This window comes from Kitasatospora sp. NPDC056731 (assembly GCF_040687675.1).
In the GTDB taxonomy this organism is placed as follows: domain Bacteria; phylum Actinomycetota; class Actinomycetes; order Streptomycetales; family Streptomycetaceae; genus Kitasatospora.
In genome coordinates this window covers 21,711-37,748 of sequence record NZ_JBFBNR010000014.1, presented here as the reverse complement: position 1 = coordinate 37,748, position 16,038 = coordinate 21,711, and the positions used below count along the sequence as shown (strand labels likewise).

Sequence of the window (16,038 nt, the reverse complement as noted above, 5' to 3'; positions counted from 1 at the left end):
GGCCTTATGGGGCATCCCGTGGCATCTCGGGTGCAGCGTAACCGGGTTCGTACCCCGGGTGCGCCCGTTCGGCGGGCCGGGTGAAGACCCACCGCTGCATCGCCCAGAAGCGGAACAGCATCGCGGCGAAGGTGCCGACGACCATCCCGCTGAGGAAGTCCGCGGTCTCCTGGACGAACGGGCCGACGTACGGCTCGCGCAGGTCCAGGGCGTAGCGGGAGAGTGCCAGCGGCAGGTCGTTGACGGCGATCGCCATGGCGCTGACCAGGAAGAACAGCAGTGCCTCACGTGGGTGCCCGGCCGTCCGGAAGGCCCAGCGACGGTTGAGCACGTAGGAGACGACGGTCGAGAGCACGGTCGCGACCGTCAGCGCGACCACCGGCTTGTGCTCCAGCACGGTGAACTTCAGCTCGAAGTCGGTCACCGTGGTGAGCACGAAGCAGGCGCCGCCGACCAGCAGGAATTTCACCAGCCTGCGGTGCCGCACCAGGAACGGACGCAGCCGGGCCGGCACCCGGGCCAGGGCGCGCTGCGTGGGGGACGGCATCTCCGCAGTGTGGCACGCGCAGACGCCGTCCTCCCGTCGATCCTCCCGCCGACCCGGCGCGGCCGGGTCAGGCCGCCGCGGCCAGGACCTTGGCCGGCTCCAGGGCCAGCTCCAGCACCTCCCGCACGTCCGCCACCGGGTGCACGGTGAGCCGCTCCAGCACCTCGGCCGGGACGTCGTCCAGGTCGGCCTCGTTGCGCTTGGGGATGATCACCGTGGTGACGCCGGCCCGGTCGGCGGCGAGCAGCTTCTGCTTCACCCCGCCGATCGGCAGCACCCGCCCGGTCAGCGACACCTCGCCGGTCATCGCCAGGTCGGTGCGCACCTTGCGGCCGGACAGCAGCGAGGCGAGCGCCGTGGTCATGGTGATGCCGGCGCTCGGCCCGTCCTTGGGGACGGCCCCGGCGGGGACGTGCAGGTGCACGCCGCGGTCGCGCAGCGAGGTGACCGGCAGCTCCAGTTCGGCGCCGCGCGAGCGCAGGTAGGAGAGCGCGATGTGCGCGGACTCCTTCATCACGTCGCCCAGCTGCCCGGTGAGGGTGAGCCCGGTGCCGCCGGTCTCGGCGTCGGCGAGCGAGGCCTCGATGTAGAGGACGTCGCCGCCGGCGCCGGTCACGGCGAGGCCGGTGGCCACGCCGGGGACGGCGGTGCGCCGCTCGGCCGGCGCCTGGGCGGCCTCCGGCACGTGGTGGGGCCGGCCGATCAGGGCGCGCAGCTCGTCCGGGCCGATCGCGGCGGGCAGTTCGCGCTCGCCGAGCTCGGCCTGGGCGGCGATCCTGCGCAGCACCCGGGCGATCGAGCGCTCCAGGTTCCGCACGCCGGCCTCCCGGGTGTACTCCCCGGCCAGTCGGCGCAGCGCCGCCTCGTCGACGCTGACCTGCCCGCCGCCCAGTCCGGCCTTCTCGCGCTGGCGCGGGAGCAGGTGGTCGCGGGCGATGACGACCTTCTCGTCCTCGGTGTAGCCGTCGAGGCGGACGAGCTCCATCCGGTCGAGCAGCGCCTCGGGGATGGCCTCCAGCACGTTGGCGGTGGCGAGGAAGACGACGTCCGAGAGGTCGAGCTCGACCTCCAGGTAGTGGTCCCGGAAGGTGTGGTTCTGCGCCGGGTCCAGCACCTCCAGCAGGGCGGCGGCCGGGTCGCCCCGGTAGTCGGAGCCGACCTTGTCGATCTCGTCGAGCAGGACGACCGGGTTCATCGAGCCGGCCTCCTTGATCGCCCGCACGAGCCGGCCGGGCTGCGCGCCGACGTAGGTGCGCCGGTGGCCGCGGATCTCGGCCTCGTCCCGGACGCCGCCGAGCGCGACCCGGACGAAGGTGCGGCCCATGGCGCGGGCCACGCTCTCGCCGAGCGAGGTCTTGCCGACGCCGGGCGGACCGACCAGCGCCAGCACCGCGCCTCCGCGCCGGCCGCCGACCAGCCCGAGCCCCTGGTCGGCCCGGCGCTTGCGCACCGCGAGGTACTCGACGATGCGGTCCTTCACGTCGGCGAGGCCGGCGTGGTCGGCGTCCAGCACGGCGCGGGCGCCGGCGATGTCGTACGCGTCCTCGGTGCGCTCGTTCCAGGGCAGCTCCAGGACGGTGTCCAGCCAGGTGCGGATCCAGGGGCCCTCGGGGGACTGCTCGGAGGCCCGCTCCAGCTTGTCCACCTCCTTGAGGGCCGCGTCGCGGACCTTCTCGGGCAGGTCGGCGGCCTCGACCCGGGCGCGGTAGTCGCCCTCCTCGTCGGCCGGGTCGCCGTTGAGCTCGGCCAGTTCCTTGCGGACGGCCTCCAGCTGGCGGCGGAGCAGGAACTCCTTCTGCTGCTTCGCCACGCCCTCCTCGACGTCCTTGCGGATGGTGTCGTTGACCTCCTCCTCGGCGAGGTGGTCGCGCAGCAGGGTCAGCGCGTACTCCAGGCGGGCGGCCTGGTCGGCCTCCAGCAGCACCTTGAGCTTCTGCTCGGCGGTGGCGAAGGGCGCGTAGCCGATGTTGTCGGCGAGCTCGCCGACGCCCTCGATCTGGGCCACCCGGTCGACGATCTGCCAGGCGCCGCGCCTGCGCAGCCACTGGGTGGACAGCGCCTTGTACTCCTTGACCAGCTCGGCGGCCCGGCCGGCCACCGGGGTGTCCACCGAGGACTCCCGGAAGGGCGTGGTCTCCACCCAGAGGGCGGCGCCGGGGCCGGTGGTGCCGGCCCCGATGCGGACCCGGCGCACGGCGCGCACCAGCGCGGCCGGCTCCCCGTCGGCCAGCCGCCCGACCTGTTCGACGGCGGCCAGGGTGCCGACCGCCGCGTACGAGCCGTCCACCCGCGGGACCAGCAGGACCTGCGGCTTGCCGGTGCCGGTGGCCGCCGCGCGGGCGGCCTCGACCGCGGCGCGCACCTCGGTGTCCTTGAGGTCCAGCGGGACGACCATGCCCGGCAGGACGACCTCGTCGTCGAGCGGCAGCACGGGCAGGGTGAGCGGTGTGGACGTCGATGCCATGATCTCTCCCCAGTCAGTGAAGTTGAGTCGACCTGACTAAGGCCTGGCGCGCGCCGGATGTTCCCGGGGCGGTGTTCGCCGTGAGCGAACAGGGAGGGGGTGCGGAGCGAACGGGGGGAGGGCGCGGGAAGTGCCGTCAAAAGCACGCGGGAGCGGCACCCGGAGGGGTCAGCGCACGTCCAGGACCGGAGCGCCGCCCGGCGCGGGCGAGGAGCCCGCGGCCGGCGCCTCGACCCGCCGCGCCCGCGGCCTCGGCCGCGGACGGCGGGCCTGGGCCCGGCGCAGCCAGCGCCACAGCGCCACCCCGGTGAGCACCGCGGCCGGGTGCCCCACGGCGGTGACCAGGTCCCGCTCGGTGAGGATCTGCTCGGCGATCAGCAGCCCGGCGCCGCCGAGCGCGACCAGCCGCCCGCGCCACGGCAGCAGCCCGGCCACCGCACCCAGGCAGGTGAGCACGCCGTAGCTGACGCCGATGTCCAGGTAGTCCAGCGCCGCGGTCTCCATCCGCCCGGTCTCCACCGCGGTGATCACCACACCCTGGGACAGCAGCGTGGCCGTGACGTGCCCGATCGCGAAGACCGCCGCCGCCCGGGCGGGACCGATCCGGCGCTCCAGCGGCGCGAGGGTGACGGCGAATCCCCACAGGTAGGGCATCCACACCTCGCCGGCCACCCAGAAACCGCTGAGCAGCAGCGCGCGCAGGGGGTGCTGCAGGAGGTTGTGGCCGTCGGAACTGGAGGCCTCCTGCAGCCGCTGCACGAGTTCCGGATCGGCGAGTTTGGCAAAGGTCGTGGTGGCGCCCACCACGGCGAGATAGCCGAGGGTGAAGGGGTTTCGCCGGGGTGTCGGCACCCGCGCCAGCAGCCACTCGACGACGCCGGTGCGCAGACCGTGCCGGAGCATGCCGTACGGCGGGCCGGCGGGCGACGCCCCGACCCGTCCGGCACCTCGCCGCAGTCCAGCCATGCCGCCCTCCGCTCCACGCCGGCAGCCACCGGCCCCTCACCAGGTGCCCAACGTACCGGCGCGCGCCGCGGATCCCGCCCTGCGGGGCGTTGTCGTGGCCACGTTACGTCGAGGTTCTGAGAGGCATCTGAGAAAAGCCGGTGAAGACCGTCAGGAAACCGGTCGACCGGATTCCTGATATTGGTCCAGACCTTCTTCCGGCGGGCGCACCGACAGGGGCTCTGACCGGCGACTTGGCGTCAACTCGACTGCATACGTACCGTTACGCAGAGAAAAATCGCCGGGTAAGGTATCGGCCCGTGCCCACTCGTGCAGTGGGCTCCGAGGGCGGCCCGACAGCCGGCCCACGGGCCGGAAACGTCCGGTCCACCTGCCGGGAGGCATCCGCTGTCCGTACGCTGCGAAGTGCGCGGGAGAAGTGGGCGGGCGACAATCCGCCCGCCGACCCGCACGCACGACGGGACGGCGGACCCGGCACAGTCCACGACGGAACAAGACTACGAGCGGAGCCCGCCATCCCCACAGGTGGCCGGCCCGCAGCCCTGGGGGCGGTGGCGTGACCGTGACAGAACTTCAGCAGGACAACAACCACAGCGGCGGCACGGTGAGCAGCCAACGCAGAGTGCTGGTGGTGGAGGACGAGCCGACGATCGCGGAGTCGATCGCGGCCCGGCTGGGCGCGGAGGGCTTCAAGGTCGCCGTGGCCCACGACGGGCCGGGCGCGGTCGACGGCTTCCACACCTGGCAGCCGGACCTGGTGGTCCTCGACATCATGCTGCCCGGCTTCGACGGCCTTGAGGTGTGCCGCCGGATCCAGGCGCAGCGCCCGGTGCCGGTGCTGATGCTGACCGCGCGCGACGACGAGACGGACCTGCTGGTCGGCCTTGGCGTGGGCGCCGACGACTACATGACCAAACCGTTCTCGATGCGCGAACTGGCCGCCCGGGTCAACGTGCTGCTGCGCCGCGTCGAGCGCGCCCAGCAGGCGGCCCGCACGCCCGCGCTCGGCTCGCTGCGCTTCGGCGAGCTGGAGATCGACCACGTGCAGCGCCGGGTCCGGCTCGCCTCGGGCGACGTCCACCTGACGCCCACCGAGTTCGACCTGCTCGCCTGCCTGGCCGCGCAGCCGCGCGCCGTGCTGACCCGCGAGCAGCTGCTGGCCGAGGTCTGGGACTGGACGGACGCGTCCGGCACCCGCACCGTGGACAGCCACGTCAAGGCGCTGCGTCGCAAGATCGGCGCGAGCTGGATCCGTACCGTCCACGGCGTCGGGTACGCGCTGGAGGCCCCGCTCTCCTAGCGGCGAGCCTCGGGCGACGGGCCTCCGGGGGGCCCGTGTCCCGAACTGCCGCGCACCACGCGGGGGACGTACGCGGGGATCACAGGGGACCAATGACCTTTCCACAGCAACGCAACGGGGACACCGGCGGCACGCGGTCGCAGACGCTGGCCGCCCGCGCCGCCCGCCGGGTCTGGGCCGACATCAGGCCGCTCGACCCGGTCCGCTCGATCAAGGGCAAGCTCGCCCTGCTGGTGATCGTCTCCGTCTTCCTGGCCACCGGCATGGTGGTCGTGGCGATCCGGTCCGAGACCCAGATCCGGATCATCATGGTCTTCTCCATGATCGCCTCGCTGCTCTTCATGCAGTTCCTCGCGCACGGGCTGACCGCCCCCCTGCGCGAGATGACGGCCGCCGCCCGCGCGATGGCCTCCGGCGACTACAGCCGCCGGGTCGAGGTGAACTCGCGCGACGAGATCGGCGAGCTGGCGACCACCTTCAACCAGATGGCCGCCGACCTGGGGGCCGCCGACCGGCACCGCCGCGAGCTGGTCGCCAACGTCTCGCACGAGCTGCGCACGCCCATCGCCGCGCTGCGCGCCGTGCTGGAGAACGTGGTGGACGGCGTCGTCCAGCCCAATCCGGCGACCCTGGGGGCCGCCCTGGAGCAGACCGAGCGGCTCGGCCGCCTGGTCACCCACCTGCTGGACCTCTCCAAGATCGACGACGGCGTGGTCGACCTGGACGCCCGCCCCTTCGAGGTGCGCGAGTTCCTGGACGGCGTGCTGCGCGGGGTCACCGTGGACGGCGCGACGGCCGGCGGGGCGTTCTCCCGGCGCGGCGACGTCCGGCTGGCGCTGGAGGTCAGCCCGACCGGGCTGACCGGCGTGGCGGACCCGGAACGGCTCCACCAGGTGGTCGCCAACCTGGTCGACAACGCCTGCAAGCACTCCCCGCCCGGCGGCACCGTGACGGTGCGCGCGCGGCCCGACGGCGGGCCCGGCGGCCTGCTGCTGGAGGTCGAGGACGAGGGCCCGGGCATCCCGCCGGCCGACCGCGGCCGGGTGTTCGAGCGGTTCAGCCGCAGCGGCACCGCGACCGCCCAGGGGCCCGGCTCGGACGGCGGCACCGGCCTCGGCCTGGCCATCGCCCGCTGGGCGGTGGACCTGCACGGCGGTCGGATCGCGGTCGCCGAGTCGCCGCGCGGCTGCCGGATCGAGGTCCGGCTGCCGGGGCAGCGCTGAGGGTCGGATGTGTCACAGAAGCGATACAGACGTACACGAAGATCATTGGATGATCTACATGCACCTTTGTCCGGTTTTGCCCGGATATGCCCTATGGGTGGGCGCGATCGCTTCCCCTCAGATACGGCTTTCTAACGCACATTTTCAGCCAAACTGCAGGTCAGGACTGTGATCTGGGCGACGCCTGGGGCCCGGGGACTGCGCGATCACTGGTCAGGGGCGTAGCCTTAATCCCCGCTGTCCAAACATCCCAAAAGGAAGCGGAAGAGGGCGGTTGCCGCCGTGTCGCCACAGTCCCCTGAAACCCCCAATAGCTCGGCTAGCTCCACTGGCTTCGGTCCCAATGAGTGGCTCGTCGATGAGATCTACCAGCAGTACCTCCAGGACCCGAACTCGGTCGACCGAGCCTGGTGGGACTTTTTCGCCGACTACAAGCCCGGTACCGAGGTGACCCCAGTGACCCAGGCCGCGACCCAGGCCGGCCCCACGCCGACCCCTGCCGCTGCCCCCGCGCCCGCTGCTGCTGCTCCGGCCGCGACCGCCCCCGCCGCACCGGCCGCCCCGGCCGCTCCGGCGCCGGCCCCCGCGCCGCTCGCCGCAGCTCCCGTCGCGCCCCCGGCTCCGGCCCCGGCCCCCAAGGCCGCCGCCCCGGCCCCTGCGGCCGCTCCGGCCGCCGCCGCGGCGGATGCGCCCGCCGGCCCCGAGCTGATCCAGCTGCGCGGCCCGGCCAAGGCCGTCGCCACCAACATGGACGCCTCGCTGGAGGTGCCGACCGCGACCTCGGTCCGCGCGGTGCCCGCGAAGCTGTTGATCGACAACCGCATCGTCATCAACAACCACCTGCAGCGCGCCCGCGGCGGCAAGGTCTCCTTCACCCACCTGATCGGCTACGCCCTGGTCCAGGCCATCAAGGCCGCCCCGGGCATGAACTACAGCTACAAGGTGGAGAACGGCAAGGCCTTCCTGGTCAAGCCCGAGCACGTCAACCTCGGCCTGGCCATCGACCTGGTCAAGCCGAACGGCGACCGCCAGCTCGTCGTCGCGGCCATCAAGAAGGCCGAGACCCTCGACTTCTTCGGCTTCTGGCAGGCCTACGAGGACATCGTCCGCCGGGCCCGCGCCAACAAGCTGACCATGGACGACTTCACCGGCGTCACGGTCTCGCTGACCAACCCCGGCGGCATCGGCACCGTGCACTCCGTGCCGCGCCTGATGCAGAACCAGGGCACCATCGTCGGCGTCGGCGCCATGGAGTACCCGGCCGAGTTCCAGGGCTCCGCCCCGGAGACCCTGTCCCGCCTGGGCGTCTCCAAGATCATGACGCTGACCTCGACCTACGACCACCGCGTCATCCAGGGCGCGGCGTCCGGCGAGTTCCTGCGCGAGATCCACCGCCTCCTCCTCGGCGAGAAGGGCTTCTACGACGAGATCTTCGAGTCGCTGCGGATCCCGTACGAGCCGGTCCGCTGGGCCACCGACGTCGCCACCACCCACGACGACGAGGTCAACAAGACCGCCCGCGTCATGGAGCTGATCCACGCGTACCGTGTGCGCGGCCACCTGATGGCCGACACGGACCCGCTGGAGTACAAGCAGCGCAAGCACCCCGACCTGGACGTCACCACCCACGGCCTCACCCTGTGGGACCTGGAGCGCGAGTTCGCGGTCGGCGGCTTCGGCGGCCAGAAGATGATGAAGCTCCGCGACATCCTCGGCCTGCTGCGCAACACGTACTGCCGCACCGTCGGCGTCGAGTACATGCACATCCAGGACCCGAAGCAGCGCAAGTGGCTGCAGGAGCGCCTGGAGAAGCCGTACTCCAAGCCCGAGCGCGAGGAGCAGCTGCGCATCCTGCGCCGGCTGAACTCGGCCGAGGCCTTCGAGACCTTCCTGCAGACCAAGTACGTCGGGCAGAAGCGCTTCTCGCTGGAGGGCGGCGAGTCGCTCATCCCGCTGCTGGACGCCACCATCGACGCCGCCGCCGAGCACCGCCTCGACGAGGCCGTCATCGGTATGGCCCACCGCGGCCGCCTGAACGTGCTGGCCAACATCGTCGGCAAGCCGTACGGCAAGATCTTCGGCGAGTTCGAGGGCAACCTCGACCCGAAGTCGATGCACGGCTCCGGCGACGTGAAGTACCACCTCGGCTCCGAGGGCACCTTCACCGGCCTGGACGGCGAGACCATCAAGGTCTCGCTCGCCGCGAACCCCTCCCACCTGGAGACGGTCGACCCGGTCGTCGAGGGCATCGCCCGCGCCAAGCAGGACATCCTGGACCAGGGCGGCACCACCTTCCCGGTGCTGCCGATCCAGATCCACGGCGACGCGGCCTTCGCCGGCCAGGGCGTCGTCGCGGAGACCCTGAACATGTCGCAGCTGCGCGGCTACCGCACCGGCGGCACGATCCACCTGGTGGTCAACAACCAGGTCGGCTTCACCGCCGCCCCGGCGTCCTCGCGCTCCTCGATGTACTGCACCGACGTGGCCCGGATGATCGAGGCCCCGATCTTCCACGTCAACGGCGACGACCCGGAGGCCGTGGTCCGCGTCGCGCGGCTCGCCTTCGAGTTCCGCCAGACGTTCCACAAGGACGTCGTGATCGACCTCATCTGCTACCGCCGCCGCGGTCACAACGAGGCCGACAACCCGTCGTTCACCCAGCCGCTGATGTACGACCTGATCGACAAGAAGCGCTCGGTGCGCAAGCTGTACACCGAGGGCCTGATCGGTCGCGGCGACATCACCATGGAAGAGGCGGAGCAGGCGCTCCAGGACTTCCAGGGCCAGCTGGAGAAGGTCTTCGCCGAGGTCCGCGACGCCGCCCAGACCCCCGCCCCGGCCATCGCCGGCAAGCCGGTCGCCGACTTCCCGGTCAACATCCAGACCGGCATCTCCCAGGAGATGGTCAAGCGGATCGCCGCCTCGCAGGTCAACCTGCCGGACTGGCTGACCGTCCACCCGCGCCTGCTGCCGCAGCTCCAGCGCCGCGCCGCCTCCGTCGAGGACAACACCATCGACTGGGCGACGGGCGAGACCCTCGCCATCGGCTCGCTGCTCATGGAGGGCCACCCGGTCCGCCTGGCCGGCCAGGACAGCCGCCGCGGCACCTTCGGCCAGCGGCACGCCGTCCTGATCGACCGCAACACCGGCGAGGACTACACCCCGCTGCAGTACCTCACCGAGGACCAGGCCCGCTACACCGTCTACGACAGCCTGCTGTCGGAGTACGCGGCGATGGGCTTCGAGTACGGCTACTCGCTGACCCGCCCGAACTCGCTGGTCATGTGGGAGGCGCAGTTCGGCGACTTCGTCAACGGCGCGCAGACCGTGGTGGACGAGTACATCGCCTCCGCCGAGCAGAAGTGGGGCCAGCACTCGGGCGTCACCCTGCTGCTGCCGCACGGCTACGAGGGCCAGGGCCCGGACCACTCGTCCGCCCGCCCGGAGCGCTTCCTGCAGCTGTGCGCGCAGAACAACATGACGGTCGCCATGCCGACCCTGCCGTCGAACTACTTCCACCTGCTGCGCTGGCAGGCGCACAACCCGCACCACAAGCCGCTGGTCGTCTTCACCCCGAAGTCGATGCTGCGTCTCAAGGCCGCGGCGAGTGCGACCGAGGAGTTCCTGTCCGGCTCCTTCCGCCCGGTCATCGGTGACAACACCGTCGACCCGGCGCAGGTGCGCAAGGTCGTCATCACCGCCGGCAAGTTCTACTACGACCTGGCGGCGGCCCGCACCGAGCGCGGCGTCACCGACACCGCGATCGTCCGGGTCGAGCGGCTCTACCCGCTGCCGGTGGCCGAGCTCCAGGAGGAGCTCGCCCGCTACGGCGACGACGTCCAGTTCGTCTGGGCGCAGGAGGAGCCGGACAACCAGGGCGCCTGGCCGTTCATCGCGATGAACCTGGTCGACCACCTCCAGGTCGTCGTCGGCCGCAGCGCCAACGGCTCGCGGCTGCGCCGCGTCGCCCGCACGACGGCCTCGTCCCCGGCGGTCGGCTCGGCCAAGCGGCACGCCGCCGAGCAGCAGGCGCTGATCGAAGAGGTCTACTCGCTCTGAGGCCCTGAGGCCCCGAAGCGCTGGAGCACCGACGCCCGCGGCCCCCGTCCTCCCCTGGGAGACGGGGGCCGCGGGCGTCCCCGACTATCCTGACCAGGTCAATCCCCATCGGACCGGAGTGAACCCGTGTACTTCACCGACCGCGGCATCGAGGAGCTGCAGAACCGGCGCGGCGACGAGGAGGTCACCTTCGAGTGGCTGGCCGAGCGACTGCGCGAGTTCGTCGACCTCAACCCGGACTTCGAGATCCCCGTCGAGCGGCTGGCCACCTGGCTGGCCCGGCTCGACGACGAGGACGACGAGTGACCGGTGCGGTGCCGTTGCACTGAACCGCTGATGAGGGGCCCGGTAGGCGATCGCCTGCCGGGCCCCCCGCGTATCCGCGCCCGCCCGTAGGGGACGCCTCGGGGGCCGCTCCGGGGCGGCTCCGGGACGGGATCCGGGACGGCACGCTTGACTTGCGCGTCACGCGATATATCGTCTTTAAAAGAGAACGCGATACATCGCGATCGGCAACGGGAGGCGGCAGAGATGAGCCAGTGGACGGTCGAGGGACCCGAGAGGATCACCATCGACGAGACGGTCCGGGCGCTGCACGTGCGGATCATCGAGGGCACGGTGAACGTGGTGGCGGCCGAGGGCCCGGCCCGCCTGGAGGTCACCGAGCTCCAGGGCGAGCCGCTGCACGTGACCCTGGTGGACGGCGTCCTGACGGTCACCTACAAGGACATCAACAGCTGGGGCGAGTTCGGCGACCGGCTCAAGTCGGTCGACGCGGTCAAGGGCTTCTTCAGCTCCTTCAAGCGCAAGCGCGTCGCCGGCGTCACCCTGACCGTCCCGGCCGACGCCGAGGTCAAGGTCGGCACCGTCTCGGCCGACGCCACCGTCTCCGGGATCACCGGGCACGTCTCGGTGCAGAGCGCCAGCGGCGACGCCACCCTGGTCGGCCTGACCGGCCGCACCGAGGCCAACACCGTCACCGGCGACGTCGACGCCCAGTCGGTGGCCGGCCAGCTCAAGGTCAACACCGTCTCCGGCCAGCTCACCGTCGTCGCCGGCACCGCCGACCGGATCCAGGCCAACGCCGTCACCGGCGCCGTCACCCTGGACCTCGACGTCGCCAGCCCGGCCGACATCAAGGTCACCACCGTCAGCGGCCCGGTCGTCATCCGGATCCCCTCGCTGGCCGACGCCAAGGTCGAGGCCGGCTCCACCAGCGGCGACATCTCCAGCACCTTCGACGGCCTCAAGCTCAGCGGCAGCTGGGGCGCCAAGCGCCTGTCCGGCCAGCTCGGCGACGGCCGGGGCAGCCTCGCCGTGACCACCGTCTCCGGCGGCGTCACCGTGCTGCGCCGCCCCGACCCCGAGGACGAGTCGCCGGTGGTCGTCAAGGAGCTCCCGGCCGGACTCGGCAAGCCCGACCTCACCAAGGAGGCGTGAGATGACGCCCGTGTTCGGCCACGGCCGGCTCCGGCTCTACCTGCTGAAGCTGCTCGACGAGGCCCCGCGGCACGGCTACGAGGTGATCCGCCTGCTGGAGGAGCGCTTCCAGGGCCTGTACGCGCCCTCCGCCGGGACGGTCTACCCCCGGCTCGCCAAGCTGGAGCAGGAGGGCCTGGTCACCCACAGCACCGAGGGCGGCCGCAAGGTCTACCGGCTGACCGACGCCGGGCGTGCCGAACTGGAAGCCCGCCAGGGCGAGTTGGACGACCTGGAAGTGGAGATCCACGACTCCGTGGCGCAGTTGGCCGGGGCGATCCGCGAGGACGTCCGGGACAGCGCCAAGGACCTGCGTGAGGAGCTGTGGCAGGCCGCCCGGCAGGCCCCCCGGCCGGACCGCGCCGAGGGCGGGGACCCGTGGTCCGGCCCGTGGGGCGACAACGAGTCCTGGCAGCGCGCCAAGGAGGAGTTCGCCCAGTTCAAGCGGCAGGCCAAGGACCAGGCCAAGCGCGCCCGGGAGCAGGAGAAGGCCGCCAAGGCCAAGGCGAAGGCCGCCGAGGAGGAGGCCCGCAGGCTGCGCGAGCAGGCCAAGGCCTCGCGGACGGCCGCGCAGCAGGAGGCGCTGCGGATCAAGCGCCGGGTCGAGCAGCAGGTGCGCGAGCACGCCGCGAAGGGCGACTGGCCGACCGGCCTGGCCGAGGGCCTGGCCGAGCTGACCAAGGGCCTGTCCGGGCTGGCCGACGCGGCCCGCTGGGGCCAGCCGGCCGACGGGTCGGCCGAGGAGGTCACCGTCACCCGGATCGACCTGGACAAGGACGAGCCGACCACGCCGACCGCCCCGGCCGACCTGCCGCCGTGGGCGCGGACCGACCCGGCCGGCGACCCGGCCCGCGAACTGGAGCGGCTGCTCGACCGCTTCCGCGACCAGGTCCGCGACGCGGCCCGGGACGGCGGCGTGAGCAACGACAAGCTGGCCGAGGCCCGCTCGGTGCTGGGCGCGGCCGGCGAGCGGCTGAAGCGCCTGCTCGGCTGACCGGCAGGCCGGCAGGCCGCCGGACCACCGGACCACCACCGGCCCGGCACGCTCGGCGGAGCGTGCCGGGCCGGTCCGCGTCAGGATCACAAGACGTCACGGCGTCACGGCGTCACGGCGTCACGGCGTCACGGCGTCACGGCGTCAGCACGATCTTGCCGAAGACGTCGCCCTTGGCGAGCCGTGCGAAGCCGTCCCGGGCCTCGGCCAGCGGCAGCACCGAGTCGATCACCGGCCGGACGCCGGTGGTCGCGCACAGCGAGAGCAGCCCGGCCAGTTCCTCCTTGGTGCCCATGGTCGAGCCGACCACCTTGAGCTCCAGGAAGAAGATCCGGTTCAGCTCGGTGGTGCTCGGGTTGGGGCCTGAGGTGGCACCGGAGATGACGACGGTGCCGCCCGGGCGCAGCGCCTTCACCGAGTGCGCCCAGGTCGCGGCGCCGACCGTCTCCATCACCGCGTCCACCCGGGCGGGCAGCCGGGCGCCGCTCTCGAAGGCGGCGTCGGCGCCGAGTTCGACCGCCCGGCGGCGCTTGGCCTCGTCCCGGCCGGTGACCCAGACCCGCAGCCCGGCGGCCTTGCCGAGGACGATCAGCGCGGTCGCCACGCCGCCGCCCGCGCCCTGCACCAGGACGGTGTCGCCGGGCTTGACCCCGGCGTTGGTGAACAGCATCCGGTAGGCCGTCAGCCAGGCCGTGGGCAGGCAGGCGGCCTCTTCGAAGCTGAGTTCGGCGGGCTTGGGCAGCAGGTTCCAGGTGGGCACGGCCACCTGCTGGGCGAAGGTGCCCTGGTAGCGCTCGGTCAGGATGGACCGGGGCTCGTCCGGGCCGACCCCGTGGCCGCTCTGGCCGATCACCGAGTGGAGGACGACCTCGTTGCCGTGCTCGTCGACACCGGCGGCGTCGCAGCCGAGGATCATCGGCAGTCGGCCGGCGGGCAGGCCGACCCCGCGCAGCGACCACAGGTCGTGGTGGTTGAGGCTGGCGGCCCTGACCGTGACCACGCTCCATCCGGGGCGGGCCTGCGGCTCGGGGAGTTCGCCCAACTCCAGTCCGCTGAGCGGGTCATCGGCGTCGATACGTGCGGCGTAGGCAGCAAACATGCTGCGGACGATAGCCGCGCCGGCCGGGGCCGGGAACCACGCGCGGGTGTGACGCGTGTCCCGGCCCCGGCCGTGTCGGCGGCGCCGCTCACGCCGGGCCTGCCCGGCAGCGGCGCCCGGATCGTCAGATCCGGGCCACGCCCTCGGCCCGGGCGGCCTCGGCGACGGCCTTGGTGACCGCCGGGGCGACCCGCTCGTCGAACGGCGAGGGGATGACCTTCTGCGGCGTCAGCTCGTCGGCGACGACACCGGCCAGCGCCTTGGCGGCGGCCAGCTTCATGCCCTCGGTGATCCGGCTGGCCCGCACCTGGAGGGCGCCGGCGAAGATGCCGGGGAAGGCCAGCACGTTGTTGATCTGGTTCGGGAAGTCGCTGCGCCCGGTGGCGACGACCGCCGCGTACTTGTGCGCGACCTCGGGGTGGATCTCCGGGGTGGGGTTGGCCATCGCGAAGATGAACGCGCCCGCGGCCATGGTCGCGACGACCTCCTCCGGCACGGTGCCGCCGGAGACGCCGATGAACACGTCGGCGCCGGCCAGCGCGTCGGCCAGGGTGCCCTTGAGGCCGGTGCGGTTGGTCAGTTCGGCGATCTCGGCCTTGACGTCGGTGAGGTCGCCGCGGCCGTCGTACACCACGCCCTTGCGGTCGCAGACCGCGACGTCGCCGATGCCCGCCGCCACCAGCATCTTGGCGATGGCGATGCCGGCCGCGCCGGCGCCGGAGATGACGGCCCGCAGCGAGCCGATCTCACGGCCGGTCACCTTGGCCGCGTTCCACAGGGCGGCGGTGGTGACGATCGCGGTGCCGTGCTGGTCGTCGTGGAAGACCGGGATGTCCACGGCCTCCTGGAGCCGGCGCTCGATCTCGAAGCAGCGGGGGGCGGAGATGTCCTCCAGGTTGACGCCGCCGAAGGAGGGCGCCAGCCGCACCACGGTCTCGACGATCTCGTCGACCTCGGTGCAGGCGAGCGCGATCGGCACCGCGTCCACGCCGCCGAACTGCTTGAACAGGATGGCCTTGCCCTCCATCACGGGCAGGGAGGCCTCCGGGCCGATGTCGCCGAGGCCCAGCACGGCGGTGCCGTCGGTGACCACGGCGACGGTGTTGGACTTCCAGGTGTAGTCGTTGACCAGCTCCGGCTGCTCGGCGATGGCCGTGCAGACGCGGGCGACACCGGGCGTGTAGGCGAGGGACAGGTCGTCCGCGTCGCGCACCGGGACGGTCGCCCTGATCTCCATCTTGCCGCCGCGGTGGAGCGCGAAAACGGCGTCGACCGGATCGACGGTGTCCTGGGTGCTGCTGATGATCTCCGCTGCCACGATGACCTCTTCGTCATTGATCTGGCGAGGGTGCGCGACCGACGGACAGGACGACCCGTCCGGAAACCGGAAACCGGGTACGCCGAAGCGGACCCGGGGGGCTGGGTCGGGGCGCTGCCGTCGGGCGGCGCCCTCGGATGAGGGTTTTATGGGTCTTGTTGGTCCGCGTTGTGCTTCCGGGCCGAGCGTAGGTCGGACCAAGGCATCGCACCTATGCCTTTTCGTCCTCGTCACGTGCAGTTCATCGCCGAGCTGTCGCGTCACTGGGGCCCGGCGTCGGAAGCGCCGGGCTCCGGCGGCGGCAACGGTGATGGCGGCACGCGCACCCGCAGGAGTGAACGCAGACGCGCTGGGGAGTCGGCGTCCCGGATACGGAGCCACGTGATGACTTCCGTTCCCGGACACCCCGAGCCTGTCGGGGCTCGTCGGTCTGGTTCGAGCGTTCGGGGGTCACCCGGTACCGAATTCTGACACACCCGCCGCCGGGCCCGGGAGTGCGGGATGGCCGGATCGCATGTCCGCCATTTCGCGTACACCCGCGCGTCACCGTGGCGGCCGTACGCCCCTCCGCCGTGGTCGACGGCGGCAT

11 protein-coding genes are annotated in these 16,038 nt (G+C 72.3%); 6 read left to right on the top strand and 5 right to left on the bottom strand.

Annotated elements, in window-relative coordinates:
* Positions 1-4: 4 nt before the first annotated feature.
* The 3 genes from AB0R04_RS16930 to AB0R04_RS16920 all read right to left on the bottom strand — a co-directional run bounded on the left by AB0R04_RS16930 (position 5) and on the right by AB0R04_RS16920 (position 3,977).
* Positions 5-547, bottom strand: a complete 543-nt coding sequence (locus AB0R04_RS16930; RefSeq protein ID WP_363371824.1) for a GtrA family protein — start codon at positions 545-547, stop codon at positions 5-7.
* A 67-nt stretch (positions 548-614) separates the two neighbouring features.
* Positions 615-3,011: an endopeptidase La gene (gene lon, locus AB0R04_RS16925; protein WP_363371822.1), complete on the bottom strand. Its 2,397-nt coding sequence runs from the start codon at positions 3,009-3,011 to the stop codon at positions 615-617.
* A gap of 168 nt (positions 3,012-3,179) precedes the next feature.
* Positions 3,180-3,977, bottom strand: a complete 798-nt coding sequence (locus tag AB0R04_RS16920; protein WP_363371819.1) for a rhomboid-like protein — start codon at positions 3,975-3,977, stop codon at positions 3,180-3,182.
* Positions 3,978-4,539: 562 nt separating this feature from the next.
* Between AB0R04_RS16920 and AB0R04_RS16915 the strand changes: the two genes are divergently transcribed.
* From AB0R04_RS16915 to AB0R04_RS16890, 6 genes are all read left to right on the top strand, one after another.
* Positions 4,540-5,277, top strand: coding sequence for a response regulator transcription factor (locus tag AB0R04_RS16915; protein WP_063351140.1), 738 nt, complete (start codon positions 4,540-4,542; stop codon positions 5,275-5,277).
* Between the two features lie 92 nt (positions 5,278-5,369).
* The gene (locus tag AB0R04_RS16910; RefSeq protein WP_063347842.1) at positions 5,370-6,500 is read left to right on the top strand and encodes a HAMP domain-containing sensor histidine kinase; all 1,131 of its coding nucleotides are present in this window, start codon (positions 5,370-5,372) and stop codon (positions 6,498-6,500) included.
* A 282-nt stretch (positions 6,501-6,782) separates the two neighbouring features.
* Positions 6,783-10,559, top strand: coding sequence for a multifunctional oxoglutarate decarboxylase/oxoglutarate dehydrogenase thiamine pyrophosphate-binding subunit/dihydrolipoyllysine-residue succinyltransferase subunit (locus AB0R04_RS16905; RefSeq protein ID WP_363371816.1), 3,777 nt, complete (start codon positions 6,783-6,785; stop codon positions 10,557-10,559).
* Positions 10,560-10,685: 126 nt separating this feature from the next.
* Positions 10,686-10,865 carry a DUF6104 family protein gene (locus tag AB0R04_RS16900; RefSeq protein ID WP_063347844.1) on the top strand — a complete coding sequence of 60 codons (180 nt, stop codon included), beginning with the start codon at positions 10,686-10,688 and terminating at the stop codon, positions 10,863-10,865.
* Between the two features lie 225 nt (positions 10,866-11,090).
* A complete protein-coding gene (locus tag AB0R04_RS16895; protein ID WP_363371813.1) occupies positions 11,091-11,999 on the top strand; it encodes a DUF4097 family beta strand repeat-containing protein in 909 nt (302 codons plus the stop codon).
* A gap of 1 nt (position 12,000) precedes the next feature.
* Positions 12,001-13,032, top strand: a complete 1,032-nt coding sequence (locus tag AB0R04_RS16890; protein ID WP_363371810.1) for a PadR family transcriptional regulator — start codon at positions 12,001-12,003, stop codon at positions 13,030-13,032.
* Positions 13,033-13,168: 136 nt separating this feature from the next.
* On the opposite strand, the gene AB0R04_RS16885 is transcribed toward AB0R04_RS16890, so the two are convergent.
* Positions 13,169-14,131, bottom strand: a complete 963-nt coding sequence (locus AB0R04_RS16885) for a zinc-binding dehydrogenase (protein ID WP_063347847.1) — start codon at positions 14,129-14,131, stop codon at positions 13,169-13,171.
* A 124-nt stretch (positions 14,132-14,255) separates the two neighbouring features.
* Complete coding sequence (locus AB0R04_RS16880; RefSeq protein ID WP_363371807.1) at positions 14,256-15,449, bottom strand: NADP-dependent malic enzyme; 1,194 nt, start codon at positions 15,447-15,449, stop codon at positions 14,256-14,258.
* Between the last annotated feature and the right edge of the window lie 589 nt (positions 15,450-16,038).

What these genes read in the sequence shown, in the direction of transcription:
- AB0R04_RS16930 (WP_363371824.1), bottom strand. Translation starts at nt 547, where the DNA reads ATGCCGTCCCCCACGCAGCGCGCCCTGGCCCGGGTGCCGGCCCGGCTG.
- lon (WP_363371822.1), bottom strand. Translation starts at nt 3,011, where the DNA reads ATGGCATCGACGTCCACACCGCTCACCCTGCCCGTGCTGCCGCTCGAC.
- AB0R04_RS16920 (WP_363371819.1), bottom strand. Translation starts at nt 3,977, where the DNA reads ATGGCTGGACTGCGGCGAGGTGCCGGACGGGTCGGGGCGTCGCCCGCC.
- AB0R04_RS16910 (WP_063347842.1), top strand. Translation starts at nt 5,370, where the DNA reads ATGACCTTTCCACAGCAACGCAACGGGGACACCGGCGGCACGCGGTCG.
- AB0R04_RS16895 (WP_363371813.1), top strand. Translation starts at nt 11,091, where the DNA reads ATGAGCCAGTGGACGGTCGAGGGACCCGAGAGGATCACCATCGACGAG.
- AB0R04_RS16890 (WP_363371810.1), top strand. Translation starts at nt 12,001, where the DNA reads ATGACGCCCGTGTTCGGCCACGGCCGGCTCCGGCTCTACCTGCTGAAG.
- AB0R04_RS16885 (WP_063347847.1), bottom strand. Translation starts at nt 14,131, where the DNA reads ATGTTTGCTGCCTACGCCGCACGTATCGACGCCGATGACCCGCTCAGC.